This is a genomic window from Rhizobium hidalgonense, assembly GCF_005862185.2.
Lineage (GTDB): Bacteria > Pseudomonadota > Alphaproteobacteria > Rhizobiales > Rhizobiaceae > Rhizobium > Rhizobium hidalgonense.
In genome coordinates this window covers 1,189,439-1,215,716 of sequence record NZ_CP054028.1, presented here as the reverse complement: position 1 = coordinate 1,215,716, position 26,278 = coordinate 1,189,439, and the positions used below count along the sequence as shown (strand labels likewise).

The window sequence follows — 26,278 nt, the reverse complement described above, 5'->3', positions numbered from 1 at the left end:
AGGGAGTCACGTCATGATCAAACCAAAGTTTTCATGCGTTGATTTCACACATTTTCTCGCGTGTAGAGATTGAAGGGCACGATTTTCGTGTAACTGTTATTTGCTTCCTTCGAGCCCGCCGCCTTGATCATCCCGGTGATTGCCTCGCTGGCAAGCTCTGCGAGCGGATGGGAGATCGACAAAGTCAGCGCGCCGTCAAGCAGGGCAGAGCGCACATTGTCCATTAGCTCATATCCGACAACGACAAGGGTTCCGGCTCGGCCTGTCGTACGCAGCGCTGCGAGCACTCCGCTGATGCCGCCACCCGCCACATAAAGACCCGCGAGATCAGGGTGCTCGCTCAAAAACCGCTCAGTCATTTCCTCAGCGACCGCGGAGGATTCGAACGTCGACAATGGTTCCAGCAGGGCGAAGTCGCTGGCGTGCTCTCGAAAATAGGATCGGAAACCGGTTTCGTTCATTTCCTGGTTTCGAAACCGCGGATTGCCCACCAAGAGTGCAATTTTTCCCGGCGATTTGCAGATGTTGTGGAACGCCCACCCAGCGGTCCGTCCTACTTTCCAGTGGTCGAGGCCGATGTAGTGAATCTGGCCTGTGGCGGCTAACTGCGAGATCAGCGCGAAGACGGGGATACGGCGTGCCTGGATCTCCTCGATAGCCTTGGTGACAACCGGGTGTACGGCGGTCGTCATGCATATGGCGTCGCATTCGTTCGCGAGTACCAAGGCGCGCTCCGCCGTGTTTTGTGGGGATAGGTCCTCCAGATGTTCGATTCGCAGTTCTATGTCGAACGCATCCTGCGCCTGCGCCGCTTCCATGAGCGCGCGTGCGACAAGCTGATAGAAAGGGCGGTGCGGTTGAAGCAGTATGACGCCGAAGCGATATCGTGGCCGCGCAGCATTGTTGCGCGCCGCAATCGCACCCAGGCCGTAGAAGCCGATCGCTTCGGCTGCTTCGCGCACCTTCTCGCGGGTCGCTGGCCTGACGCTGTCCGCTCCCGACAACACCCGGTTGGTCGTCGCAACTGAGACGCCGGCCTTTTCAGCAACGTCGCGGATTGTGGGTCTCTTCATCATGCCTCCATGATACACAACGTATCATATGTCGTTGTTGATGAGATGAATGATACGAACGCATTGCCAGAAAGAAATGCGCCTTGATTTAGACTGCGTCAAGTTGGCATTATACCTGTCACAGGAAGCGAGTGAGTTTTACAACGGTACGCTCGCTCTGGGAGGAAATGGTCTCGACAATTGGTTTGGTCGCTTTGGGCTCGTGCCTGAAGGCGGCGGAATATTGCCCAGATGTCAGGTGGCCTTCCCCCATGACGAACATTGGACAAGCGGCGTCCGGGAGGCATGACGATGGATGATCTCAAATATGGAAAGCGCAACAAGCGCGGCGACTGGGCGCCGAGCGCCCGCATCGAGGTAGCCCCCTTCTGGGCATGGCCACCGAAGATCCCGTCCATATTGAAATGGCTGCCGGAATACATCTGGCCATGGAACGCGTTCCACATGGCAACGGCACTCCTTTACTGGTTCTATGTCGTGCCCGACGTCGAAGTGATGAAGACCCTGAGTTGGGGCTGGGCGCTTTGGCTTTATGCCGTCAACGCAACCGCGATCTTCGTCTTCTATGGCTCCGTGGAGCTCTTCTTTTACGTCAAGCGCAAGCAAGGCAACCGGTTCAAGTACAACGCCAAATTTCCCGGCGAGCAGCCATCCGATGTCTTCTGGTTCAAGAGCCAGAACATCGACAATTTCCTGCGCTCATTCTTCCTGTCGATACCGCTCTGGACGGTCGTCGAGGTGACCTTCCTCTGGATTTTCGCCAATGGCTGGGTTCCTTGGCTGACCTGGGCCAACAACCCTTATTATCTCGCGTTTATTGTCGCCATCGCACCTGTGATCCATGAAGTGCATTTCTTCATCATCCACCGGCTGATTCATTGGGGGCCGCTCTATCGCTGTATCCATTCGGTCCACCACAACTCGGTGAATCCGTCGCCGTGGTCTTCTCTCTCTATGCATCCGGTCGAAGGCTTCCTCTATCACGCAGTAGCCTTGTGGCACCTCGTGATCCCGTCGAACCCGATTGTTGCGCTGTTTCAGCTGCACATTGCCGGCTTCGGAGCGGTCAACGGGCATATCGGCTTTGACAAGCTTGAGGTCACCGAGGACACGCCGATCGATACGCATGCCTATGCCCATTACCTGCACCACAAGTATTTCGAGGTGAACTATGGCGGCGACGGCCTGATCCCGCTCGATAAATGGTTCGGCACCTGGCACGACGGCACGAAGGACGGCGACACGCAGATGGAGGCCCGCTTCGAGAAGAAGAAGGCGCGCATGAACGCCAAGGCTGCCCGCGCCAGCTCCTAAGCTTTAGACCATCCCAAGGCGCTCGCGAGGAGGCGGGCACTCGAAGCACACGCATCACATCTTTGAACCCGCCATCCGGCGGAAACTGGGGGAGGAAAACCCGATGACAATACTGAGCAACATGACCAAGGCCCTCGCGACCACGGTCGTTATCTGTCTCACCGCAGGTGCAGCGCTCGCCGCCAATATCGCTGTGGTCGGCGGCAAGACGGACGACGCATTCTGGACCAAGATCAAGAAAGGCGTCGACGACAGCCGGTTCGTGATCGAGGCAAACGGCGGCAAGGTGACATACCTTCAACTGCAGACCTACGACAACCTCGGTCCGGACGCCGCGGGTCTCGTGCGCACCGCGATCAGCCAGGGCGTGACCGGGCTCGTCGTTCCGAACTGGGTTCCGGAGGCCGAGGACGAGGCAATAAAGGCCGCAGCCAGCGCCGGCATCAAGATCATCCTCATGAACGCGGGCTCCCTCGATAAAGCAAAGGAGCTCGGTGCGATCAATTATGTCGGCTCCGACGAGTATCTCGCCGGCGTCGCAGGCGGCGACTACTTTGGCAAGGGAGGACAGAAGAACGTCCTTTGCGTCAACACGCTCCCTGGCAGCGCCAATCAGGAAGCCCGTTGCAAGGGCGTGATCGACGGCATAACCAAGGCGGGTGGCACCGGAAAGCAGCTGCCGCTGCCGGCGACGAGCTTCGGAGACCCGACCGCCATTGCCGAAGCCGTCAAGGCGACGTTGACGCAGGACGGCGCGATCGACGGCGTCATCACCATCGGCGCCGGAGATGCGGATGCTGCCGCCAGCGGCATCCAGCAGGCTGGCAAGGCGGAGAACGTCAAGCTCGGCTCCTTCGACTTCAACGAGGCGGCGCTCGACCGCATCAAGAACAAGGCGCAGTTTTTCGCCATCGATCAGCAGCCGTACCTGCAGTCGCTCCTGTCAGTCACGTTGCTTGCCTCTCACATCGATTTCGGAACCGACCTTCCTGTGAAGCCGGTCCTGACCGGACCGGGCATCGTCGACGCCTCCAACATCGACTCGACGCTGCAGGGCGTATCGAAGGGCGCTCGCTAAGAACGCGCGCTCGTCGGCCGCCCCCTGCACCTCTCCAGGGGGCGGCCTTACGACAACCCGCAAGCCGGGAAGGGGAACCATCATGAGTTTGAAAACCGCAAGCCAACCAATCGCCGTGGCCCAAACACCGAAAGCAACCTCCGCCACCGGCTTCTCCGTTGGCGGCCTGTTCCGCAGGCCGGAGGCGGGGGCTTTCCTCGGTCTCGTCGGCGTCTTCGTATTTTTCCTCGTCTTCGGAAGCATGGACTTCCTAAAGCCGAACGGGGCCGCAAGCTGGCTGAACGTCGCAGCCAATCTCGGCATCGTCGCCTTTCCGATCGGACTGCTGATGATCGCCGGCGAACTCGATATCTCGATCGGTTCGATGATCCCCGCAGGCTCGATGACCGTCGCGATCATCTCGGGCTACTACGGAATGCCCATTTGGCTCGGGATCGCGGCGTCGTTGGGCCTGGGTGTGCTGGTCGGTCTGATCAACGGCTACCTGGTTATTCGCACCAATGTGCCGTCGCTGATCGTCACCCTCGGAACGCTCTTTGCGATCGCAGGCTGCGTGCTGGGTCTCTCCGTCCTGCTGACGGGCACCACGAGCGTTGCGCTCAAGGCGCCCGAATTGGCGAAGCTTGTGTTCGGGTCATTCGTGGGCAACACCTTCCAGGTCATCATCTTCTGGTGGCTCGCGCTCACCGCAATCTACGTGTTCTTCATTCACTTCTCGCCGTTTGGAAACTGGATTTTCGCCATGGGCGGTGACAGGATCAGTGCCCGCAACGCCGGAATACCGACAACCAAGCTTACGATCGCGCTCTTTGTACTGTCTTCCACCAGCGCGGCCTTCGTTGGCATGTGTCAGGCGATCTTGTTCAACTCGGCCCAAGTCTCCGCCGGCATGTCCTTCATCTTCAACTCGATCATCTCGGTTGTCGTAGGCGGCGTGCTTCTGACCGGCGGCTTCGGCTCCATTATCGGTATCTTCTTCGGCACCATAACCTTCGCCGTCGTCAACCAGGGCATCTACTTCACGTCCTTCGACCGCAACTGGTCGAGCCTGATCATCGGCGTGATGCTGCTACTCGCGGTGCTGATGAACAACACCTTCCGCAGCATGGCGCTGTCCTATTCGCCGAAGAAGAAGTGAGATCGATAATGTCCACACCCATTCTGACGCTCAGAAACATCTGCAAGTCCTTCGGCCCAATCGACGTCCTCAACGACATATCTTTAAACATCTGTCCCGGCGAAGTGCTCTGCCTGCTCGGCGACAATGGAGCCGGCAAATCGACTCTGATCAAAGTTCTGTCCGGCGTCTATCGTCCGAACTCCGGCACTATGGAAATAGACGGCAAGCCGATCGAGTTCGGCGGTCCGCGCGACGCGAGCACCCGCGGTATCGCAACGGTCCACCAATTCGGAGGAACGTTTCCGCTGATGTCGATCGGCCGCAGCTTCTTTGTCGGTGTCGAGCCAACCAAGGGCTGGGGACCGTTCAAGATCTTCGACCGCAAGAAAGCCAACGATGTCGCCGTCAAGGCTATCCGAGATTTCGGGATTACTCGTATCGATGACGGCGACCGGCTGGTGGGCGGTCTGTCGGGAGGCGAGCGGCAGTCGCTTGCGATTGCTCGCGCCGTCCATTTCGGCGCCAAGGTGCTGATCCTCGACGAGCCGACAGCGGCGCTCGGCGTCAAGCAGGCAACGCATGTTCTCAGGATCGTCAACGAGGCAAAACGCCGTGGCCTAGCGGTCGTCTTCATCACCCACCAAGTGATGCATGCCATGGCGGTGGGCGATCACTTCGCGGTGCTGATCCGCGGTGCGATCGCGGCGGACTTCCGCAAGGGTGAGAAGACACGCGAGGAGATCACCGACCTGATGGCCGGAGGCGAGACCATGGCCGAACTCGAGGCCCAGATCGACGGCTATCGGAACAACCATGAAGGCCACGCGCCGCAGCTCGCGGCCGGCTGATGTCGAACGTGTAAATTGAAATACCGAAGGATGAGATGATGGGGACCTGGACCCGCGCCTGCGCAACCGATGACGTCGAGCTCGAAGAGCAGATCCGTTTCGATCAGGGAGGGCGCACCTTTCTGGTCATTCGCAGCCCCGAGGACGAGTTCTTCTGCATCGACGGCATCTGCACGCACGAACGTGTGCATCTAGCCGACGGCCTGGTGATGGAGGGCACGATCGAGTGCCCGAAGCATGGGGCCCTTTTCAACTACAAGAATGGCGAGGCTAAGCGCGCGCCCGCCTGCATCAACCTGAAGACTTGGCCGGTAAAGGTCGAGAATGGCGACGTTTTCATAGAGATCTGACCATATGACACAATTTGCATTAGCGGCTTGCGCCGAAATGATATGGCGGGACCGACCCATCGAGTGGCGCGCGTCGCGTCTCAAGGAAATGGGGTTCGGCGTCGGCCTTTGGAACTGGCCCGAGCATGATCTCGCCAAGCTGGAAGCGACCGGCGCCTCTTTCACCATCATGAATGGCTATCTCACGGGGCGGCTGACGGACGATGAAGGAGCCGACGAACTTCTCCGCAGCGCGCGGGAAACCGCTCAGGTCGGCAAGCGGCTTGACGTTCAGCGTCTGAACCTGCACGGAACAGGGCTCGGGGAGGGCGGTCTGCCTGTTCAGCCGATCGAGGTCGTGACAGGCGCGATGTGGCTGAAGGCCAGCGAGACGCTGCGGCGGATCGCCGAGATGGCGGAAGAGGAAGGCGTGACCTTCACGCTCGAAAACCTCAACCTGCCGGTTGATCATCCTGGCGTCCCTTTCGGTCGCGCCGAGGATACGCTGGCGCTCGTTTCAAGCATCGATCACCCGCGCCTGCAGCTCAATCTTGACCTTTATCACGCCCAAATCGGCGAGGGGAACCTCATCGAGCTTTGCCGCAAATCCTTGCCCTGGATTGGCGAAATCCAGGTCGCCGACGTTCCCGGTCGCTGCGAGCCTGGCACGGGCGAGGTGAACTGGCATGGCGTTGCCAAGGCGCTGAACGCAATGGGCTATGCCGGCCCGGTAGGCATGGAGGCCTTCGCGTCCGGTGACCCGGAAGCCGCCCTCACAGCCTTCCGCAATGCATTTACGGTGTAGTCCAATGGTTCACAAGAATACCCGCCCGACTGTCGCCGATATCCGCGCCATGAAAGCGCGAGGCGAAAAGATCTCCATGCTCTACGTGACAACGCCGGAGGAGGCCGAGGCCGCCGATGCGGCGGGCATCCATATGTTGTCGATCGAAGGCCGCTTCTTCTCGCCGGAGATGCGCAAAGCTGCCGGCCGTTGCTTCGTCCAGGTAGGTCTTCCCTATGGCGGCTGGGGCAAGTTCGAGGGGAGGCCGCTGGCGACCGCCGAAGACTACCTGCGCGCCGCCTACCATTTCTCCGCAATGGGTGGAGACTGCTTCTACTGCGCGGCCTCGATCGACATCCAAAAAGTGCTCTGCGACAATCATGTCCCCATTGTCGCGCATGTCGGGCTTATCCCGTCCTACATCACCTGGACCGGCTTTCGTGCCGTCGGCAAGACCGCGCGGGAGGCCCTCGACCTCTTCCGCCACGTCAAGCAACTCGAGGCGATCGGCTGCTTCGGCGCGGAGCTGGAAGTCGTGCCTGATCGCGTCGGCGAATTGATCTCGAAGAACACTTCGATGATCATGCTCGGCATGGGCGCCGGACCGGGCGCCGACGCGCAGTATCTCTTCGCCGAAGACGTGCTTGGCCATACAGACGGCCATCGTCCTCGCCATGCCAAGACCTATCGCAACTTCGCCGCCGAGTTCGAGCGGCTGCAAAAGGAACGCGTCGCCGCTTTCCGCGAGTTTATCGTGGACGTGAACGACGGTGCCTATCCGCAGCCCCAGCACAACATCGCGATCGGCGACAAAGAGTTCGACGCATTCAAGACCGAGCTCGGTCTCCAACGAAAAGGAAAATTCGATGCTTAAAGTTGGCCTTCTCGGCGCCGGCCGTATTGCTGGCGTCCACGCTACTGCGATCTCCGGCAACCCCGGCAGCATGCTTGTCGCCGTCTCCGATATCAATGCGGCTGCCGCAGAAAAAATCGCGGCACAGTATGGTGCCGAAGCGCGCGATACGGCCGCCATCCTCGGCGACAGCACGATCGACGCCGTATTGATCGCGACATCGACGGATACCCATTCCGATCTTATCGAAAAGGCGACGGCCGCCGGCAAGGCGGTCCTGTGCGAAAAGCCGGTCGATCTTAGCCTGGCGAGAGCGCAGGCGTGCCAAAAAGCCGTCGCCGGAACGGGACGCCCCGTCATGATCGGTTTCAACAGGCGATTTGATCCGAATTTCTCCACGCTTAAGAAGGCTGTAGATGCCGGCGAAATCGGAAAGCCCGAATTGCTGTCGATCACCTCTTTCGATCCGGCGCCGCCTCCGGTTGCCTACATCAAGGTTTCGGGCGGTCTGTTCCGGGACATGATGATTCATGATTTCGACATGGCAAATTTCATCATGGGCGCGGCACCAGTCACGGTGACTGCGGTCGGTTCGTCGATCGTCGATCCTGAGATCGGTAACGCTGGCGATGTCGACACCGCCGTCGTGACGCTGACCTATTCTGACGGCTGCATTGCCGTCATTAAGAACAGCCGGCGCGCGGTCTATGGTTATGATCAGCGGCTGGAACTGCTCGGTTCCGATGGATTACTGCAGGCGCAGAACATGCTCGAGAACACCGTGGTGAAATCGACGACGCAGGGCGTGACCGGCGCCAGGCCGACCTACTTCTTCCTTGAGCGCTACATGCCCGCCTATGCAGCCGAATGGGCGGCCTTTGTCGACGCCGTCAATGGCGGCAAATCTTTGCCCGTCACCCTGGAGGATGGCGTTGCCGCGCTCGCCATGGCGGAGGCAGCGACGCTCTCTGTGAAGTCCGGCGCTCCGGCGTCCCTTTCAAGTGTGATTGGCTGACTTAGTCGGTCCTTCCGCACGGTTGGCAAACGGTGCGGAAGGGCCAATATCGCGGCCGGTAGTAGAGGTCCCAATGCTTTCATCTTCCGTCGCCCACCCAAGCGTAAACGATCTTAAACGATTGATCGTCGAAAGGCGTATCACCTACCCAGCCAGTCTGCAGCAAGCGATGCGTTTGCTGCTTGGCAACCCTGGGGTAATCGCGTTCGGTACGCTACGGTCGGTCGCTCAGACATGCAACGTGTCAGAAACTACTATCGCGCGGCTTGCGTCCCACAGCGGCTACTCCAGCTTCAAGGAAATGCAAGGCGCGTTCCGGCAGCACCTCGTTCTGATCGCCACGCCGCATGATCCGCCTTTCGAACAGCAAAGGCCCCTGTGATGATCTCTATCGTTATCATTGGCGCCGGCGAGTGCGGCGGAGGCGCCGCGCTGCAGCTGCGCGAGCGCAACTTCGACGGCACGATCACGCTTGTCGGCTTGGAAACACTTCACCCCTACGAGCGCCCGCCGCTGTCGAAGAACGGGATCCTTGAGGGCGCCGATCCGAAGTTCATCATGGGTGCCGATGGCTACAAGGAGCGAGGCATCGACGTCCGCCTGGGCGCCACCGCGACCGGGATCGACCGTTCAAGCAAGACCGTCGAACTCTCTGATGGGACCAAGCTCGCCTATGACAAGCTGCTGCTTGCAACCGGCGCGCGCCCACGTCCGCTCCCCGGCATCGCCGAACGATCCAAGCGCGTGTTGACGCTTCGCACGCATGCCGATGCGCTGGCGATCAAACGGCATCTGCACGAAGGCAGCCGGTTTGCCATCGTCGGCGGCGGCTTCATCGGCCTCGAACTTGCGGCCATCGCGCGCGGTCTTGGCGCCATTGTCACGTTGATCGAGGGCTTGCCGCGCATCCTGTCGCGCGGCGTGCCCGAGGAGATCGCGCATGCGGTCGCCTCACGCCACAAGGCAGCGGGCGTCGAAATTCTTTGCGAGAGGCGGATCGAGACCTTCGAGATCGCCGCCGATGGCGTTTCGATCGGCTTGGCCGGCGGCCGGACGATCGATGCCGATTTCGCGGTTATCGGCATCGGCTCGATCCCGAACGTCGAGCTCGCGGAAAAGGCCGGGCTTACGATCGAAAACGGCATCATGGTCGATGATCAGCTGCGGACCTCCGATCCCGACATTCTCGCAGCCGGCGACTGCTGCTCCTTCCCCATTCCCGTTTACGGCGGACGGCGCGTTCGGCTTGAATCCTGGCGCAGCGCGCAGGAGCACGCCATGCTCGCGGCGGCCAATCTCATGGGGGCCGAGGACCGGATCAGCGCCGTGCCGTGGTTCTGGTCGGATCAGTACGACCTGACGCTTCAGGTGGCCGGCCTTGCCGAAGGCGCCGTCACCTCGGTCCGGCGCGAGGTCGGCGAGGACGCTTTCATCATCTTCCAGATTGGTGCAGACGGGCGGCTGCTATCAGCGAGCGGCATAGGTCCGGGTAATGGAATTGCCCGCGACATCAGGCTGGCGGAAATGCTGATCGCCTCGGGCAAGACTGTCGATCCCGCCGCGCTTGCGCAAGCCGACGTCAAGCTGAAATCACTGCTGGCGGTCTGATTGCGGCCGGACCTTGTTTCAACCGCCGCCCTCGCGGGTCGGCCCGAATCGGATGTTTCCATGAAATCTCATGTTCTCACTGTCACCTGCCGGTCCACCCGCGGCGTCGTTGCGGCAATCGCGGGGTTCCTCGCCGAAAAGGGCTGCAACATCATCGATTCCTCGCAGTTCGATGACCTTGAGACCGGCCTCTTCTTCATGCGGCTGACCTTCGCGAGCGAGGCGGACACGCCGATCGAAGAGATCGTAACCGGCTTCGAGCCGATCAGGAAGAGCTTCGACATGACCTGCGAATTCCATGACAGCAAGGCCAAGATGAAGGTGCTCCTAATGGTCTCGCGCTTCGGCCATTGTCTCAACGACCTGCTTTATCGCTGGAAGATCGGCGCGCTGCCGATCGATATCGTCGGGGTCGTCTCCAATCATTTCGATTACCAGAAGGTGGTCGTCAATCACGACATCCCCTTCCATTACGTCAACGTGACGAAGGCCAACAAGCCGCAGGCCGAGGCTCGCCTGCTCGAAGTGGTCGAACAGTCCGGCGCGGAACTGATCGTTCTCGCCCGCTACATGCAGGTCCTGTCTGATGCCGTCTGCGAAAAGATGTCGGGGCGGATCATCAACATCCACCACTCCTTCCTACCGAGCTTCAAGGGCGCGAACCCCTACAAGCAGGCCTTCGAGCGCGGCGTGAAGCTGATCGGCGCCACCGCGCACTATGTTACCGCCGATCTCGACGAAGGTCCGATCATCGAACAGGACGTCGCCCGCATCACGCATGCGCAATCAGCATCGGACTATATCTCGATCGGCCGCGACGTCGAGAGCCAGGTTCTTGCCCGAGCTATCCACGCTCACATTCACCATCGGGTGTTCATGAACGGCAACAGGACGATCGTTTTTCCGGCGAGCCCCGGTTCCTACGCATCGGAACGAATGGGCTGAACGATGACCGCCAAGATTATCGATGGGAAGCAGGTCGCCTCTTCCGTGGTTGACGGCGTCAAGTCCGCAACCGAAAAATTGGAAAGGGACACTGGGATCAAGCTCGGTCTTGCCGTCGTGTTCGTCGGCGAGGATCCGGCCAGCCATACTTATGTGGCCGCGAAAAGCCGCATGGCTAAAGAATGTGGTTTCCGGTCCGTGCAGCACACAATGGTTGAGGCAACCACTCAGGAAGAGCTCGCAGCCCTGGTCAAGGCACTGAATGCAGACGACAACATCCATGGAATCCTCGTGCAACTGCCGCTTCCCAAGCACTTGAGCTCCGATCCGATCATTCAATCCATCAATCCTGAAAAGGACGTCGACGGCCTGCATATCGTCAATGCCGGCAAAGTAGCGACGGGCGATCTTCAAAGCGGTCTCCTCTCGTGCACCCCAGCTGGTGCCATGGTCCTTGTGCGTCGTGCCCACGGCGAGGATCTCTCCGGCCTGAGTGCCGTGGTTGTTGGCCGCTCGAACCTCTTCGGTAAGCCAATGTCAGCGCTATTGCTTGCGGCCAATGCGACAGTGACAACAGCGCATTCGCGCACAAAGGATCTCCGTTCGATCTGCCGCGAGGCCGACATCCTCGTAGCGGCCGTTGGCCGTCCAGAAATGGTGAAGGCCGATTGGATCAAACCTGGGGCAACAGTCATAGACGTCGGCATTAACCGCATCGCTTCCCCGGAAGGCAAGCCACGGCTTGTCGGCGATGTCGCCTTTGCCGAAGCGGCGAAGGTTGCCGCTATCATCACACCGGTCCCCGGAGGCGTTGGGCCAATGACGATTGCCATGCTGATGGCCAATACAGTCATCGCAGCCTATCGGAAAGCCGGCGAACACCTGCCGAGCGTTAATTGGCACCCCGAAGTATGAGAAATGAGTGCCTTAGTGCTGAAATGGGAATAACCACGAGCGGAATTGAAAGCAGTTCTCCATGCTAGAAGGGCAGTCTTCAATAAAGCACACGATGTTCTTTCAGTTTCCCAATCAAAGGGCTTCGCGGGCGTTAGTTCCATAAATACCTTTTGCGCCACTGAAACTGAAATAGCGGGTAAACGGGTCTGGCACTGCGAGGGTTTTTGAGGTGTCCGGCTTGTTGCCGTTGTGTTCACGTTCTGGGCGAAGAAGATCGCATAATGGATCGACTAGCGACGAAAACAACGCGTCATCGACATTGGCTCTGGCGATCAGCCCCCGGTCCGACCGGTTGGGGCGGGTTGAAAGCGGCAGCATGGGAAGCCGCCGGGATCGTCTCCGTGTCCATCTTACCAAGGCGGCGGGGCTGTAGTAGAAAGATCCCTCCTTTGCCCCTACAGCTTGGGCAGCGCTTTGAATGGATCGAGCACTCGAGCTCCTAGAGGTTCGAAATGGCGCAAGTTGCGGGTCAAAACGATCAAGCCATGCACCTGGGCTGTGGCGGCTATCGCAATGTCCTCGAAGCCCGGCTGGTGGGCGCGAGCGCCATAGAGAATCTGACCGGCAGCATGCGCGCATCTCAGATCGAACGGCAACAGCTTCTGTGCGTATAGATGTTCGACGCTCTCCCACCATTCTCTCAGCTGCCGCGCTTTCGTGGCTGCGCCTTCGCGCTCAGCCTTGACGATTCCGGATTTAACCTCTGCAGCAGAAATAACGGATAGGAACAGCTGCGGACTGGCTTCGTCAAGCCATTCAATAAGGGATCCATGACTCTGGCGTTTCGATGGAGCAAGTGCAGATATGACGTTCGTATCGATCAGAAACATCAGAGATCGATGGGCCGGCTTGGCTTAGTGCTCCGCGGCGGAATATCGCCTTCGTCGCCAGGAAAGGAAGCCAGCAGTCGTCCGAAACTCGGAACCTGCTTCAGCTTTTCATACTCCTCGAACGAAAGTACCACGGCTTCCTTTCTGCCATGTCGAGTGATGATCGCAGGATTGCCATGAACAGCCTGATCGACAACGGCAGAAAGCGTTGCCTTAGCATCCTTAAGCTGGATCTCTCTCATATAGGCCTCCAAGTCATGACTATAGTAGTCATATAGCGAAGGCTACTCGTTTGAGCAAGAGCCCGGAGAGCTCAGAGAGCTGCAGAAGGAGATCAGCCAAACTACTGGCCAAGGTCGAAAGCATATTCCGTGGAGTCATTGAGGGAGCTCGGCTATCGCGTTTTGGAAGCCAAAGACGGTCCGACGGCACTGCAGGTTCTAGCTGCTAACATGCCAGTGGATCTTATTTTCACCGACGGTCGTCTTGCCGGGAGGGATGAGTGGCGCGGATGTCATAACGAGGGCAAGTGAGCTCCAGCCTTCCGTGAAGGCGTTGTTTACGACAGGCTACTGACGGAAACGCGATCGTGCACCACGGCCGCCTGGACAAGGGAGTTCACTTCCTGCAGAAGCCGTTCTCACTGAAAGATCTTGCCGCTCGTATCAGAAGCGTTCTGGATCACTGAAATCGACGAGCTCCAAGGGTCTTCCGCAGCCGACCGGCTCTTTGTGGGATTTCCGCACATGTCATGCCAGGGCAACCATAGGGGCTCGGCATGGACGCGCTCGTCAACAGCTCTCAATTCTTCCGCACAGATCGATGGCAGGAATGCGCCAACACCGGACTTCCTATCTGTTCGAACGAAATCAGCGACTAAGCCTCCTGCTCCTTCGCATGCGCGAGCAAGTGCTCGATGAAACGGGTTAGCTTTGGGAGGGGCCGTCGATCCTGTCGATACACCACATGAACAGGGCGCGGTTCGGGCACATACGCTTGCAACAATGAAACAAGCGCCCCACTTGCCAGATCCTGGGCGACCAGAATTTCGGGCTGCATCAGCAATCCCGCACTGGCGAGGGCGGCCATGCGTAGGCCGTTACCATCATTGCATGTGAAAAACTGTTCGATCGGGGGCTGCACCTCCTCACAACCTCTGAGTCTCCAGGCATCGCGGCTGTTCCACACGGTGTGAGAAAGTAAGCGGTGATTGGCGAGATCGTGCGGGCTCTGCGGAGTTCCGTGGTGGGCGAGATAGTCCGGCGAGGCACAGATCGCCATACGATAAACCGTCAACGGCTTTGCGATCAGGTCGACGTCACCCAGCTCGCCGATGCGGATGGCCATATCAAATCCCTCGTCAATGAGATCGACAACACGATTACTCAATTCCAGTTCGATACGCACCAGCGGATGGGCCCGCTGGAACGTCGCAACCAGAGGAGCGACGACGCATGAGCCAAACGTGATTGGAGCACTGATACGCAAGGTGCCCGACGGCGATGCTCGCAGTCGCTCGATGGACGTTTCGGCCATGCGTACATATTCGAGTGCGCGCTTGGAATCTTCATAAAAGACGCGGCCGGCATCCGTCAGTCCCTGGCGGCGCGTGGTGCGCTCAAGCAGGCGCGCTCCCAGGAGCTCTTCGAGCTGGCGCACATATTTTCCAACCATGACGGCCGACATTTCAAGCCTCTGCGCTGACTCCGTGAAGTTGCCTGTCTCCACAACGGCAATGAAGGTTTCCATGGCCCTTAATCTATCCATATTGCTAACCGCCAGTTCGCAAACAAAGAAATTCTAGCGCATTTATCACCGTAGTGGTTCGGTGGATAGTAGCGACACTTCAGCCTGAATTGAAAAGGAATGTCCTATGAAGATCGTTGTAATTGGCGCCGGCGGCGATATTGGTCGCTTCGTGGTGGAGGAGCTGACGCGCGATGGGAGGCACAATGTCATTCGTGTCGGTCGCACCAAGGGTGATCATCAGGTCGACATCTCCAGTGATGGCAGCGTGGAGACGCTTTTCAAGAAAATCGGACGGATTGACGCCATAATCGTAGCTGCCGGCAATGTCATTCTGGCGCCAATCACAGAAATGACGGCGGCCAGCTTCCACAAGGGTTTGCAAGACAAGCTGCTTAGTCAGGTGCGCGTTGCTCTCGTTGGTCAGCACTCCCTGAATGATGGAGGGTCGATCACGCTGACGTCCGGCATCGCTGTGGATGATCCAATCGCGCAAGGTTCCAATGCCGCGACCTCCAATGCTGGGATCGAGGGGTTCGTGCGCGCGGCCGCCTGCGATTTTTCCCGAGGCATTCGTATCAATGCAGTCAGCCCGACGATGCTGACTGAATCAATGGACCGCTTTGGCCCGTTCTTCCCCGGTACCGAGAGCGTCGCGGGAACGCGCGTCGCAATGGCCTATAGACGGAGCGTTGAGGGCGTGCAGACCGGGCGTGTATACCGGGTAGGCCATTGAGCTAAGGCCTAAGACGTTCCCCGTCCAGTCAAAAGACCCGAGCTCGCGCGCCGATCTCCGATAATCGGGTCTTTCCTGAACGGTCGGCCAACCACATCGAGATGCTTGGTTGGTTTAGCAGTAGGAAATGTCTGCCCACATCAAGTAGGGCAGAAGTCGCAAACTCCTGAAGTGTTTGCCTTTCGTGCAACATGTTCATTCTACGACTGACGCCGCGCCGAAGCACTTTGACTTGAGCGCGGGGTGACCCGTGACGCCAAAGCTAGAGAACTGATCAAGAGTGTGCTCAGCATGTCCCACTGGGCCGGCCACAACCCGCCACGACCACTTCCACGAGCGACATACCAGACGGACTGGCTGCTGACGGATGAGAACCGCTCCGCTAAGGACGGTGCCGAGCGGAATCCTGCTCACGCCAATTATGGCGCTGGCGCGTGAGGGCTTTCGAGTCATTGCCCAGCATGTTGCTATGTTGTTCACGTTCCGGACGAAGAATATCGCATAAAGTATCGACTGGAAGTGGTTGTGTGCCGACTCTAAAATTGCAGAGTTTAGCCGTACCGTGAATTAAAATCAGCCGGACGCCTACTTTAAATTAGCCGAGAGATCGGTTACTGATAGCCGATGACAGATTCGCCATCGCCGAAAAAGCTGGTTGAACGCAAAGCCCGACCGATCGTGGAAACGGCGCTGGCCGACACGCGAGTCGTGCTCATCGCCGGCCCGCGGCAAGCCGGAAAGACGACCATTGCGCGACAGGTCTCTGGCTCCGATCGTCCATTTATCACCCTCGACGATGTCGGTACGCTGAATGCAGCAAGGACCGATCCAATCGGCTTTATCCGTGGCATCAAACGGGCCGTGATCGATGAGGTGCAACGGGCGCCCGAACTGATACTGGCGATCAAGGAAAGCGTTGATCGCGATGACGAGCCGGGACGGTTCTTGCTCACGGGCTCAGCCAATCTGGCCACCGTTCCGGCGATTGCAGATTCGCTCGCCGGCCGAATGGCCGTCGTCCCGTTATTGCCATTTGCCCAATCTGAAATCCGATCCACCCCCGGACGTCTTCTGGATCGGCTGTTTGCCGGAGATGAGCCTTCCGCCGGGGAAGACACCGTGGTTGGTGACGACCTGTTGTTGACGATACTACAGGGTGGCTATCCCGAAGCCTTGCGTCGGCCGACGCCCGGCCGGCGGACTGCTTGGCTTGAAGATTATGTGAAATTGATCCTCGACCGCGACGTGCGTGATATCGCCAACATCGACCAGTTGGACCGGCTTCCGCGGCTGCTCGAGGTCCTGGCGGAGCACGCCGGACAATTGGTCAATCACAGCAGTTTCGGTGCGGCGCTCGGATTGTCGAGCATCACCGCACAGAAATACGTTGCTATCCTTGAACGCCTTTTTCTGATCAGGACGCTTGTGCCGTGGTCCAACAACCGCTTGAGCCGGCTCGTCAAGACCCCAAAGCTTCACTTTCTGGACACAGGCCTGCTTGCCACCTTGCGAGCGGATGAAGCGGATGCGCTGCGCGACAACAAAGGTCGTTTTGGCGCTCTGCTTGAAAGCTTCGTGGTTTCAGAACTGCTGAAGCTGGCGTCATGGTCAGACCGGCGCTTTTCCTTCTCCCACTACCGGACGAGAGACCAAGATGAAGTCGATGTCATCATCGAGGATCGGCGCGGCCGGGTTGTTGGGATAGAAGTTAAGGCGTCAGCAACGGTGAAGTCTGATGATTTTCGCGGGTTGCGCCAGTTACAAGACGCGATCGGCGATCGTTTCGTGCGAGGACTCGTCTTACACGACCACGACCGCGTGACTCCATTTGGAGAAAAGCTCCAAGCTGCCCCGCTATCTCTTCTATGGACAATGTGAGCCACGGGCGACCAGCCTTGGGCGGTCAGGTGCCCGACTATTCGTACCGCCGCAGAGATGACCGATTGAAAGTCAAGACGTGACCAACTGAAAATTGACATGGCGCCACTGCGTTCGCGGGCGGTGGTGAGGGAGCTGCCTATGCAGCCGCAAACTATCAGTACAACTATCTGAACGATAGAGATCAGAAGGCCGCGATCGAAATAGAAAGCTGCTCGTCGCGTGTCGGAATAATCCGACCTGCACGCGAGAGCAGTTGAACAAGCTCGCTGCCATTAACGACGGCTTTATGAAAAAGTCGCAGCAACACGGTCACTTATCGATACCTGCTCAAATGAGCCGTCGTCCGCTCAATGCCGTGATATGATGAAGGATCTTCAGCAGTTGACCGGATGGCGGCACGAACTGACGATCATCTTCGCAAACGGGGCAGGCAGATGGCGGCTCGGTGCTTTCTTCAAACTGAGTGCCACAGGCGGTGCAGATATGACATGTCATTGCTGAGCTCCTATTGTTACCCGCTCGCCGCGATAGGTTTTCCCAGGTTGGTTGCGGCGGCCAAGAGCGGATCAGACGCCAATTCGTGAACAAAGGACTTGCAGTCGCAAGCACAAACCAAATTCTCATCTACTGAATATTTTCGCGGCAACCGGGGGTGGCACGCTCCCTCGCCAACGACGAGCACTTTTCGCCGCTTGGGACGAAGTTCAGGTCAACTGGGCGCAAGGCCCCCGATTCTGATAACAGCTGCCCGAGCAGTGTCCGTTATGATGGCGCAGACATCTTCAATGGGCCTCGCTCCGGAGAGCATTCGAAACATCCCGCAGCTGGTGAGCGCGAATATGAGGTCCACGGCATCTCGTTTCGCTGCGACTGTTGCCTGTTCCCCTGCTATTCGTGCGACCAGGTCTTCGATCATTTTTCTACGGCGTTCGTTACGCTGGAGCAGCGCCTCCGCGAATTCCTGATCGATCACCATGGCGTCGTGGAGCCGGACCACCGCTGGATCGCCACTCCAGAAGTCACAAAAGATCGAAATCAGAAGGTCGAGCCCCTTCGAGGGGTCAGCCTCGGCCATCGCGCTGTTCAGCCGGAGGAGCTGTCCTCGTCGAGCGATATCGTCGAAGACCGCCTCGAGCAGCCCGCGCCGCGAACCGAACTGATTATAGAGCGTAAGCCGGGTCACATCGGCGGCCTTCGCAATGGCGTCTAGCGAAAAAGCTGTGATGCTGTCCGCTTCGCGGAGGAAGCGGGTGGCCGCCTGAATCACCCGTTCCTTTTTTTCCGCGGCCGCCTCAGCCCGCGCTACGCTGACATAGGAACGCTTTGCCACCATCTTGCCTCTTGATTTAACTTAACGATATGTATAGTTAATTAGCCAGTCAAGAGGATCAATGCCATGCAACTGTCGCTGATTGTAGCCCTGTCGGTCCATATTCTTGCCGCCACCTTCTGGGCCGGATCCACATTCGCATTGGCACGGACGACGGGACGTGGAAGTGAGAAACTCTTCGTTTCGCAACTTTTCGCTGCCGCGATCGCCATAGCCGCCGGCCGTTATCTTTGGCACACGCTGCACGAGGGCTCCTTTGGAACCGCCGAACAACTGCTGGGGCTGGCGCCCTGGCGGCAATTCTTGCGCTTGGCGCCCAGGTGACAGTTGTGGGTGGTGCGCTGCGGCGGTTGAGCAAAGCTGGCAGCGACGATGACGCGAGCGTTCAGCCCGGTGTCGTGCTCGCTCAGCGAGGCGCGGCCATTCTGCTCGCCATCGCCGCTGTGACCATGGCCGCCGCCCGCGACGCATAGAGATGGATATTGCAGCGGCTTTTCTGGAGAAGTCTTCAATGTTGACAACACCTAACGCACCGTTCGAAACCTATGACGTAGTTGTGCTGGGAGCTGGCTACGCAGGATTGATGGCCAGCCTTCGGCTGGGGCGACGTCGGCTTGGACTGCGGGTCGCGTTGATCAACGCCGAGGATCAGTTCGTAGAACGTGTGCGCCTGCAGGAAGCGATGGTCGCTCCTGTTAGGCCGCGGATCGCGTCCCTTTCCGACTATCTAGCGAGGACGCCAATAAAGTTCATCGAGGCGCGTGCGCTTTCGCTGGATCCCGTGCGGTGCCGTATCCTCATCGAAGCCAAGGGATCTACGCGTGAGATCGGCTTTACCCAGCTCATTTATGCGCTTGGGTCACATGTCGATACGAGCAAAGCGCCTGGCGCGTCGCAATACGCTTATCGGCTCGACCTTGGTGGTGGTCTACATTCGACCGCGGCTTTACGAGTCGCCCTGCATCAGTCGCACGACGATCCGCTCGCGTGCTGGCCGTCGGCGGTGGGCCGCTTTCGATTGAGGCGGCGGGTGAGGTAAAATCAACTTGGCCCGAAATGGACGTCACGCTCGTGAGCGCAACGCGTGCCGGGGATTTCACCAGCGATAAGGTCCAAGCCGTACTCAGACGCGATTTGAGGAGACTGGGCGTCGCACTTGTCGACAATGAACGCGTCAGTGAGATCAAAGCGAGCGAGGTGGTCACTGCGAGCGGACGCCACTTTGCGTTCGATGTCTGCATTTGGGCGGCCGGTATGCGCGCGCCCCCGATAGCCAGGGAGGCTGGGCTCACGGTCGATGCGCGGGACCGGGTGGTTGTCGACACGGAGCTCCGATCTGTATCCCATCCTTGCATCCTGGCGGTTGGCGACAGCGCTCATCCCCGCGGTTCAACTGGTGCTCCATTTCGTCCATCTGCACTTACCGCCGCAGTCTCAGGCGTCTACGCCGCCGAGCAGGTTGCCGCTAAAGTTGCCGGGAAGACTATTTCCCCATTTACTTTCTCCACCTTCGCCCAGGCGATTGCGGTCGGCCGGTTCGCGGCCTTGTTTCCACTCGACGCCAACGACCACCCCATTCTGTTCGTGCCGGGCGGACGTACCGCTCGAAGACTGCGCGATATTCTCGTCCGGCTGGTGCTGCATTTCATTACCCTCGAGCGGCTCTTGCCAGGCGTTAAGGCATGGCCAGGCCGCAAGCGTGGGGCGTCCGACCCAGTCGCGGCCGCATGCAGTCACAGCCCGACACGCAAATCGTCCGCGGATATCGACGGCCGAGGGGGTGGCTGAGGTCCGCACGAGTTGGGGATCACATCCGGAGCAATCGTTGCGGCCAACAGTCAGGCAGGCTACCTCGATGTGCGATCCGTCGTCGGCTGCCGCGCTTGCAATTTTCTTCCTGCCCCAGGCGCGCGAGCAAACTCACGCGAGCTCCTGGGGCAAAAATTAGCTTGCTTTAGCTATACATATTGTATATCAAAAATAGGGCCTCACAAAGGAGGACCGGAAAAGGGATGTGATGTCTAAAATGATGATTGTGAACCTGCCTGTCCGTGACCTGTCGGCGTCGACGGCGTTCTACGTGGCCTTAGGCGGCACTGTTAATGCGCAGTTTTCCGGGGAGAACTCCACTTCGCTCATGTTCTCGAACTCGGTCGGGGTGATGCTGCTGACCCATGACCACTATAAAGAATTTACCAAACGCCCGATTGGCGACGCACGGCGCGACAGTCAGGCGATAATCGTCCTCACTGTCGGCGATCGCGACAGCGTCGACGCGACGCTGTCAAGCGCCGTCGCGGCAGGGGGGCGCGCCGACCCCAACCCCGCACAGGATTTGGGGTTCATGTATAATCGCCATGTTGAAGATCCAGATGGTTATGTCTGGGAAATTGTCTGGATGAACATGAAAGGATAGTGCACGCGCGAGACCAAGCGGCGGCATGCTATGTTTGCAAGTAAAGCTGGTCCCGAGAAGCAGCTTGCCGCCGGCGAGTGGGGTGGCAAGCGCCATCTAAACAAGAACGGGCCGGTTGAGAAGGCCCAATCCGACGGATGCTTGATCAGATGCTTTAATCGAAGTCATGCAAATCCCAGCGGTCGACGGCAAGAATGTCGCTATGCCCGAAGCCCAACACTTCTCACCGCTTTGACAAGCATGCTCTTTGCCCTTCGACACCAAGGTTGCCAATCAAAAAACCGGAGAGCCATCATGAATGATACAGCCGGAAATGAGCGGGTCGTCCGTCAGCTTTATGAATACATCCAGCGGAACGACGCCGGCGGCTTCGCGGCAGTCGTTTCGGAGAAACATACGGATCATTCGAACGGCAGGAATGGTCCGGCGGGATTTGCGCAAGCCGTCAATAACATCCACAAAGCGTATTCCGACCTCAAGAGCGAGTTACAGCTGATCGTAGCAAGCGGCGACCTGGTCGTTGCTCAATGGCGCGAGACGGGCGTGCACACGGGCCAGTTCTTCAATCTGACCCCACCAATAAACCGTTCGAGGCGACGGGTCTGAACATGTACCGCGTCGTCGACGGCAAGATCGTGGATTCCTGGATTTCCGTCGATCCCCGGACGATCCGCGCGCAGCAGGCTGCTCAAGCTGCGCTTGAGGGTTGATTCGCGCGCGACGACGCAGCTTGTCGAACAGAGCCCGAAGTTGATGGGCGCGGCGAAGATCGCGGACATGAAGTTGTGGAGTATCGGACGGAACAGGTATTGACCCGCTGCCTGTTCCGGGCCGAGCACCGAACTCGGCCCACCGCGTCAAATCCGTGCCGCGGCTCATCTCCTTTGTTTGCCAAGCCTTATTCGGCAAACTCGTTATCCGCTTTACCTCGTCCCACTCCTCATTCAACTTGATCGAGAACTCCTCCTATGCTCGACCATCTTTTCGCCGACCCGCACCTCGCAGCCGTTTATGATGCCTGGCATCCGAGGTCCGTAGTCCTCGCCCCACTGCGTGCCGGCAGCCTCCGCGTCGACCAGGTCCGGTCGGGTAGCGATTGAGTTGATGATCTATTTTACGAGCGACACGCATGTCGGCGATCCCACGCGTGCTTCGCATCGACCGACGCCCGTTTTCCAAGGGAGCTGGCAAATGCCGGATGATTCTGTTCCGGCGCCCATTCCAGTCTGTCTGGGCAGTTGTCTGTAGCGTCTATCTCGGGGAGGCGCGAATTCGGATTGTCAGCTGGAGCCAGTAAGGATGCCATCCAGCATCTTGGCGTTCTTGATCGCGTAGGCATTTCGGTCGTTGTTGAAGTAGGCCCATACCCGCTTCGCACCGCTTTCATGAATGCGTTCCGCCCAAGCCTGCAGCTCGCGTTGGCTGTAGTCGTGGCGATACCACTGCTCTACTCCGTGAAACCGTATATAAATATCGTCGGCTGTCTTGACGAGCTGGTCGGGCAGGCGCGGTCCGCTCGTGGAGCAGAAGATTGCCCCGGCGCTTTCGAATGCAGCAAAGACCTCGTCATTCCACCAGCTCTTGTGGCGGAATTCAACGACGTTGCGATGGCGTGGCTCCAATTGGCCCAGAATGGTGTCGAGCAGCACCGGATCAAACTTGGCGCTCGGGGGAAGCTGAAAGAGCAGACATCCCATACGCGGGCCCAGGGTGTCGGCGATAAATCCAAAATCTTTGATTAAGTCGGCCGTGCCATCGAACCGCTTGATGTGGGTGATGAGCTCGGAAACCTTCACCGTATAGACAAAGTCTTCGCGCGCCTGTCGGAGCCAGGTCCTGATCGTAGCCACTGTCGGCCAGTTGTAAAAGGGCGCGTTCAACTCGACGGTATCAAACTGGTCCTGGTAAATCGAGAACCACTCACTCCGCTCTGCCCCCTCCGGATAGAATTGGCCTTTCCAATGCCAGTAATACCACCCAGAGCAGCCTATGTTCACCGCCTTTGCCAGTGTCGTAGAGGGCTCTGGTGGCTCGATTGCGGACTTGATACGTACGTCGTGCATTTTCGCGGCCCTGGCAAGGTTTGTTTGCCTCTGCGCCTCGCGGCGTTCCGCGCGTCGAAGCCGCCGCTGTTCGATTTCTTCCGCAGATCTGGGCGTCGCCATGCATTCGCTCGCGCTGTGATACTAGCTGCTTAACCAAACGAGTAATCCTTCATCGTTGAAGGGAGACGAGAAACCGAATAGCCGTTGCCACCAAACCGCCGCTGATGGCCGGAATAGCGGGGGCGTCGCCCCTGCATCAATGTGCCAAGCGAAGAGGCGATTTTAGAGCCATTCCAATGGGACGCAACATTTGCAATCGCGAGATCTCATCGCAATCTCCCAGAACTCGTCCAGCCGCGCAAGGCAGTTGTCCCAATTGTTTCCGGCAATGATCGCCGCGACAATCGCGCCTACGGATGTCCCAGCGATCCGCACAGGACGGATACCACCTCGGTGGAGAACGCTGTAAGCTCCGGCATGGTACGCGCCAAGGGCATTCTCTCCCGAAAGACAAAAACCATATCTCGGCTGGTTCTTCCATTTGCAATCCTTCGTTGCCTGTTCCTACCACGCGCATGCTCGCTACTGTGGCACCGCCTTGAACAAGTCGCGCCCGTCCTTGTTCCGCGTTGAGATGCTTTCCTGTTCGCGGAAAGGACCAGCGCGCGTGATTTCGAAGATGCCTAGGCAGTCACGATTATCAGCTCAATATCGCGGGGTTTCTCTAGCGACCCCGGGGATGCTTGAGCGCTAGTCGGTTCACAGAGGTTCAGAAGCCTCACAGGCGATGAAGTTATACGATCATGGCGGGGCTCGCTCCGCTCCGGTGCCCATCTGCGCTATCATGATGGGCGGCGCTCTTGCGTCGCCTTTATGACAGCTTCGCACCTTCATTTCAGCCATTCGATCAACTCGGTCAGACGCCTGCAAGCAGCCCGTCCGCTTCTTGTGCTTGGACTTGTTATCGCACGGCAAAAGGCAGGTGACCGCGTCTCAATGACTCCCCTCCGCAGGCCAAATCTGGTAGCTTATCAAAAAGGGAGGCGCATGTCGGCAGTTCGTATCCTTTCAAGAGCAACCCGCTGATGCCTTCATGCATCCGGGACCCTCTGGCAGCCTTAACGGCCGGGTTGTTGCGCCGGCCGTGGGGACTCAAGTTGGGATCGTTGAAGCAGGATACTGTCGATCCCCGCAGTCTCTCATGCTCGAACGCGGATGATCGTCTTGCCCGTCCGCCGCTCCGGCGAGTTGAATGCGGCGACGGCATTATCGAGCATTGAGATGTTGCCGATGTTCGTCCGTACGCGTCCGTCACGTACCCGCTGAACGATCTCGCCAAGTTGAGCACGATCGGATTCGACGACGAAATCAATCGCCAGGCCATCGGTGGGACGCGCTTCAACCGGGCCAACGACGGAAACGAGCGTACCCCCGGGTCGGAGTAGCCCCGCCGACCGCTTCTGGATCTCGCCACCGATGACATCGATAACCAGATCAACGTGGCCGATATCTTCTAGTGTGTCGTTTGCGAGGTCAACGAACTCGCTCGCGCCGAATTCGAGCGACTTCTGCCGGTCTGCACTGCGTCCGGTCCCGATGACATAGGCTCCGAATTCGCGGCCCAGCTGTGTCACGATCGAACCGACCGCACCAGCGGCGCCGTGTACGAGCACACTCTGACCCGCTTGAAGACGGCCATGTTGGAACAGTGCCTGCCAGGCGGTCAGGCCGGAGATCGGCAGGCTGGCACCCACTGTGTATTCCACGTCACCCGCGAGCGGCGCAAGGTTGCGCGCCTCTACGGCCAGATATTCCGCTAGGGTGCCGTCGCGGTACCAGTCTGTCAGGCCGAACACACGCTGTCCCAAAGACAAGCCAGTCGTCCCATAGCCGAGAGCCGTAACCACGCCCGCAAACTCGTGGCCCGGGATCGATGGCGTTCTTCTTTGCCCGACGCGATCGGTCCAGGTCGACGGCCAGCTCAGTTCAGTCGGCACAAAGCCCGACGCGTACACTGCAACTATGACGTCGTTTATCGATGCGTGCGGCTGTGGCCGCTCCGTCAGCTTCATGCCGGCTGTGCCGGCGGCTTCGACGGATGCTATAATCGCTTTCATCGATTTGTCTCCCCAGATATTTGGTGGTGTGGTGATACAGCGTGAAAGACCGCTTCGATCTCCCTTGGGTAGCTGTGGGTAGATGCACTTTGTGGTTTGCTCGGTGTCGGCTCCTGAGCTGAACTATTGCAGATGACGGGATGTCCAGTGTAGCAGTGGCAGGACGCTTCATCGCCAAAAGCTCTGTTACATCCTACAGCTCATCTTTGTACGAGACTTGAAGTAACAGTCATTCCCGTCGATCTAGGTCTTTGGGTCATCGTAGGTTCTGGCCAATTGCGGCCGCTAAGAATAACGCCGTTCATCGAATTTCTCACGTTCCGCTCTGCCCATCACGACGATGGCGGAAAACCGCCGATATTCGGGCACCAACGTCGTGAGGGCCTTGGCCTTCTTGAAGCGTACGGACCAACCACGGGTCTTCCCGCCCTAAAGCCAGTCCGGTGTGAACGCTCCAGGGTAGGACGCGTCGATCCAGGCCGCAATTCGGTCCATTGGCCGTATGGCTCCGAGCCCAGCCATTAGCAGATAGTACCGTCATCGGGCGGCGTTGAGTTACCGGTGATCCTGTCACCGATCTTGGGAAGCGTAGACGTAGATAAATCATCTGAAGCCTCATGTTGATAGTCCGGCTGCGCCGGTGGGTTGATGTCAAAGGTTGGAAGCTTTTAGTCCACAGTGTGCGCTTGGCGATGCTCGCCGGGGCGGGGCGAAGTCGACGTGCATCGATCATTGCCGGTTGATCCTGGATTTCGGTCGGGCGCTCCACGGCGTTGAGGTCGAGAGAAGCAAGCTTCGTGTCCCCCGCTTCTACCGCCTGCTCCCAGGCAAGGAAGGCAGTTCTTGAAGCGGGAGAAACTGCCGGCTCTTCAGCCCGATGGCCCGATGGAGCTGAGCGTGACCGACAGATAGTGTGTCAGAAAATCCGGTTGGTGGCGCGCCCGCCGGTGAAGAATCCACCGGAAGCCACGCCGATAAAGACCGGGCGGTCTCGAAGCATTCCGACTTTCTCGGCCGGCGTTGATTTCATTGTTCGACCGACACGCAGGATCTGGTCGATCCAGGCAAGATCGGTGGCTTGTAATCCTTCATGACGGCGCGCAGAACAATCGCGGGGTTCGAAGCCATTCTCTGGCTGAGGAAAGGTTTCGGCTTTACCGGAGATTGGACTGTTAACGATCGGAATGGTCTGCTCGCGCCGCCTTTTCGAACATCAGGTTAACAAAGCTCGAAAATACAATCGCTTACCCGAT

The 26,278-nt window shown here is 58.7% G+C and carries 27 protein-coding genes and 7 pseudogenes; 22 read left to right on the top strand and 12 right to left on the bottom strand.

Translation table 11 applies throughout. The annotated features are described in order from the left end of the window. Positions 1–44: 44 nt before the first annotated feature. Positions 45–1,076: a LacI family DNA-binding transcriptional regulator gene (locus tag FFM81_RS27050; RefSeq protein ID WP_138385613.1), complete on the bottom strand. Its 1,032-nt coding sequence runs from the start codon at positions 1,074–1,076 to the stop codon at positions 45–47. 288 nt (positions 1,077–1,364) lie between these two features. On the opposite strand from FFM81_RS27050, the gene FFM81_RS27045 reads away from it, so the two are divergent. The 12 genes from FFM81_RS27045 (at position 1,365) to folD (ending at position 11,882) form a co-directional block, all read left to right on the top strand. Then, on the top strand, positions 1,365–2,387 hold the full coding sequence (locus FFM81_RS27045; protein ID WP_138385614.1) for a sterol desaturase family protein: 1,023 nt from the start codon (positions 1,365–1,367) through the stop codon (positions 2,385–2,387). A gap of 103 nt (positions 2,388–2,490) precedes the next feature. Further along, complete coding sequence (locus FFM81_RS27040; RefSeq protein WP_138385615.1) at positions 2,491–3,465, top strand: substrate-binding domain-containing protein; 975 nt, start codon at positions 2,491–2,493, stop codon at positions 3,463–3,465. Between the two features lie 82 nt (positions 3,466–3,547). Then, complete coding sequence (locus tag FFM81_RS27035) at positions 3,548–4,603, top strand: ABC transporter permease (RefSeq protein WP_138385616.1); 1,056 nt, start codon at positions 3,548–3,550, stop codon at positions 4,601–4,603. Between the two features lie 8 nt (positions 4,604–4,611). Then, positions 4,612–5,433 (top strand): ATP-binding cassette domain-containing protein, encoded by an 822-nt coding sequence (locus FFM81_RS27030; protein WP_138385617.1) that lies wholly within the window; start codon positions 4,612–4,614, stop codon positions 5,431–5,433. A gap of 38 nt (positions 5,434–5,471) precedes the next feature. Next, a complete protein-coding gene (locus FFM81_RS27025; protein ID WP_138385686.1) occupies positions 5,472–5,783 on the top strand; it encodes a MocE family 2Fe-2S type ferredoxin in 312 nt (103 codons plus the stop codon). A gap of 4 nt (positions 5,784–5,787) precedes the next feature. Further along, complete coding sequence (locus tag FFM81_RS27020; protein WP_138385618.1) at positions 5,788–6,567, top strand: TIM barrel protein; 780 nt, start codon at positions 5,788–5,790, stop codon at positions 6,565–6,567. Between the two features lie 4 nt (positions 6,568–6,571). Then, positions 6,572–7,420, top strand: coding sequence for a 3-methyl-2-oxobutanoate hydroxymethyltransferase (locus FFM81_RS27015; RefSeq protein WP_138385619.1), 849 nt, complete (start codon positions 6,572–6,574; stop codon positions 7,418–7,420). Further along, a complete protein-coding gene (gene iolG / locus FFM81_RS27010) occupies positions 7,413–8,414 on the top strand; it encodes an inositol 2-dehydrogenase (RefSeq protein WP_138385620.1) in 1,002 nt (333 codons plus the stop codon). Before FFM81_RS27015 ends, iolG begins: the two co-directional genes overlap by 8 nt. A gap of 73 nt (positions 8,415–8,487) precedes the next feature. After that, positions 8,488–8,796, top strand: coding sequence for a MurR/RpiR family transcriptional regulator (locus tag FFM81_RS27005; protein WP_138385621.1), 309 nt, complete (start codon positions 8,488–8,490; stop codon positions 8,794–8,796). Continuing rightward, a complete protein-coding gene (locus tag FFM81_RS27000) occupies positions 8,796–10,022 on the top strand; it encodes an NAD(P)/FAD-dependent oxidoreductase (RefSeq protein ID WP_138385622.1) in 1,227 nt (408 codons plus the stop codon). Before FFM81_RS27005 ends, FFM81_RS27000 begins: the two co-directional genes overlap by 1 nt. A 60-nt stretch (positions 10,023–10,082) precedes the next feature. Next, positions 10,083–10,967, top strand: coding sequence for a formyltetrahydrofolate deformylase (gene purU / locus FFM81_RS26995; RefSeq protein ID WP_138385623.1), 885 nt, complete (start codon positions 10,083–10,085; stop codon positions 10,965–10,967). A gap of 3 nt (positions 10,968–10,970) precedes the next feature. Continuing rightward, positions 10,971–11,882: a bifunctional methylenetetrahydrofolate dehydrogenase/methenyltetrahydrofolate cyclohydrolase FolD gene (gene folD / locus FFM81_RS26990; protein ID WP_138385624.1), complete on the top strand. Its 912-nt coding sequence runs from the start codon at positions 10,971–10,973 to the stop codon at positions 11,880–11,882. A gap of 114 nt (positions 11,883–11,996) precedes the next feature. Here the strand turns inward: folD and FFM81_RS26985 are convergent, their stop codons facing one another. The 3 genes from FFM81_RS26985 to FFM81_RS26975 all read right to left on the bottom strand — a co-directional run bounded on the left by FFM81_RS26985 (position 11,997) and on the right by FFM81_RS26975 (position 12,996). Continuing rightward, positions 11,997–12,242: a hypothetical protein gene (locus tag FFM81_RS26985; protein ID WP_138385625.1), complete on the bottom strand. Its 246-nt coding sequence runs from the start codon at positions 12,240–12,242 to the stop codon at positions 11,997–11,999. Between the two features lie 77 nt (positions 12,243–12,319). Further along, a complete protein-coding gene (locus FFM81_RS26980) occupies positions 12,320–12,754 on the bottom strand; it encodes a type II toxin-antitoxin system VapC family toxin (protein ID WP_138385626.1) in 435 nt (144 codons plus the stop codon). Next, the gene (locus FFM81_RS26975) at positions 12,754–12,996 is read right to left on the bottom strand and encodes a type II toxin-antitoxin system Phd/YefM family antitoxin (protein ID WP_003567966.1); all 243 of its coding nucleotides are present in this window, start codon (positions 12,994–12,996) and stop codon (positions 12,754–12,756) included. Before FFM81_RS26975 ends, FFM81_RS26980 begins: the two co-directional genes overlap by 1 nt. Before the next feature lie 108 nt (positions 12,997–13,104). Here FFM81_RS26975 and FFM81_RS32980 point away from each other — a divergent pair. Beyond that, a pseudogene (locus FFM81_RS32980) lies at positions 13,105–13,442 on the top strand (response regulator); the annotation flags it as partial. 188 nt (positions 13,443–13,630) lie between these two features. Here FFM81_RS32980 and FFM81_RS26970 read toward each other — a convergent pair. Next, positions 13,631–14,521, bottom strand: a complete 891-nt coding sequence (locus FFM81_RS26970) for a LysR family transcriptional regulator (RefSeq protein WP_138385627.1) — start codon at positions 14,519–14,521, stop codon at positions 13,631–13,633. Positions 14,522–14,627: 106 nt separating this feature from the next. On the opposite strand from FFM81_RS26970, the gene FFM81_RS26965 reads away from it, so the two are divergent. Both FFM81_RS26965 and FFM81_RS26960 read left to right on the top strand, forming a co-directional pair. Continuing rightward, positions 14,628–15,236, top strand: a complete 609-nt coding sequence (locus tag FFM81_RS26965) for a short chain dehydrogenase (RefSeq protein ID WP_138385628.1) — start codon at positions 14,628–14,630, stop codon at positions 15,234–15,236. Positions 15,237–15,860: 624 nt separating this feature from the next. After that, positions 15,861–17,114: an ATP-binding protein gene (locus FFM81_RS26960; protein WP_138385629.1), complete on the top strand. Its 1,254-nt coding sequence runs from the start codon at positions 15,861–15,863 to the stop codon at positions 17,112–17,114. Between the two features lie 384 nt (positions 17,115–17,498). Here FFM81_RS26960 and FFM81_RS32975 read toward each other — a convergent pair. Together FFM81_RS32975 and FFM81_RS26955 are read right to left on the bottom strand one after the other, a co-directional pair. Beyond that, a pseudogene (locus FFM81_RS32975) lies at positions 17,499–17,612 on the bottom strand (MBL fold metallo-hydrolase); the annotation flags it as partial. A 214-nt stretch (positions 17,613–17,826) separates the two neighbouring features. Continuing rightward, on the bottom strand, positions 17,827–18,450 hold the full coding sequence (locus FFM81_RS26955; RefSeq protein ID WP_138385630.1) for a TetR/AcrR family transcriptional regulator: 624 nt from the start codon (positions 18,448–18,450) through the stop codon (positions 17,827–17,829). A gap of 63 nt (positions 18,451–18,513) precedes the next feature. Between FFM81_RS26955 and FFM81_RS32970 the strand changes: the two genes are divergently transcribed. The 6 genes and pseudogenes from FFM81_RS32970 to FFM81_RS33375 all read left to right on the top strand — a co-directional run bounded on the left by FFM81_RS32970 (position 18,514) and on the right by FFM81_RS33375 (position 21,573). Next, a complete protein-coding gene (locus FFM81_RS32970) occupies positions 18,514–18,771 on the top strand; it encodes a hypothetical protein (protein ID WP_246401290.1) in 258 nt (85 codons plus the stop codon). Continuing rightward, complete coding sequence (locus FFM81_RS32965; RefSeq protein WP_246401288.1) at positions 18,768–18,920, top strand: hypothetical protein; 153 nt, start codon at positions 18,768–18,770, stop codon at positions 18,918–18,920. Before FFM81_RS32970 ends, FFM81_RS32965 begins: the two co-directional genes overlap by 4 nt. 2 nt (positions 18,921–18,922) lie before the next feature. After that, entirely contained in the window at positions 18,923–19,486 is a 564-nt protein-coding gene (locus tag FFM81_RS33170) for an FAD-dependent oxidoreductase (protein WP_138385631.1), read from the top strand. Then, a complete protein-coding gene (locus tag FFM81_RS26940) occupies positions 19,435–20,235 on the top strand; it encodes an FAD-dependent oxidoreductase (protein WP_173883862.1) in 801 nt (266 codons plus the stop codon). The genes FFM81_RS33170 and FFM81_RS26940 overlap by 52 nt, the downstream gene beginning before the upstream one ends. 229 nt (positions 20,236–20,464) lie before the next feature. Next, positions 20,465–20,863 carry a VOC family protein gene (locus FFM81_RS26935; RefSeq protein ID WP_138385633.1) on the top strand — a complete coding sequence of 133 codons (399 nt, stop codon included), beginning with the start codon at positions 20,465–20,467 and terminating at the stop codon, positions 20,861–20,863. A 30-nt stretch (positions 20,864–20,893) separates the two neighbouring features. Then, positions 20,894–21,573: pseudogene (locus tag FFM81_RS33375) on the top strand (ester cyclase). A 570-nt stretch (positions 21,574–22,143) separates the two neighbouring features. On the opposite strand, the gene FFM81_RS26925 reads toward FFM81_RS33375, so the two are convergent. The 5 genes and pseudogenes from FFM81_RS26925 to FFM81_RS32955 form a co-directional block, all read right to left on the bottom strand. Then, positions 22,144–23,028, bottom strand: coding sequence for a DUF72 domain-containing protein (locus FFM81_RS26925; protein ID WP_246401281.1), 885 nt, complete (start codon positions 23,026–23,028; stop codon positions 22,144–22,146). Positions 23,029–23,190: 162 nt separating this feature from the next. Further along, a pseudogene (locus FFM81_RS26920) lies at positions 23,191–23,361 on the bottom strand (hypothetical protein); the annotation flags it as partial. 746 nt (positions 23,362–24,107) lie between these two features. Beyond that, a complete protein-coding gene (locus FFM81_RS26915; RefSeq protein WP_138385634.1) occupies positions 24,108–25,025 on the bottom strand; it encodes an NADP-dependent oxidoreductase in 918 nt (305 codons plus the stop codon). 193 nt (positions 25,026–25,218) lie between these two features. After that, positions 25,219–25,603, bottom strand: a pseudogene (locus tag FFM81_RS26910) (DUF3788 family protein). Positions 25,604–25,755: 152 nt separating this feature from the next. Continuing rightward, positions 25,756–26,091, bottom strand: a pseudogene (locus FFM81_RS32955) (NAD(P)H-dependent oxidoreductase); the annotation flags it as partial. Positions 26,092–26,109: 18 nt separating this feature from the next. Between FFM81_RS32955 and FFM81_RS26905 the strand changes: the two are divergent. After that, a pseudogene (locus tag FFM81_RS26905) lies at positions 26,110–26,254 on the top strand (IS6 family transposase); the annotation flags it as partial. Positions 26,255–26,278 lie beyond the last annotated feature (24 nt).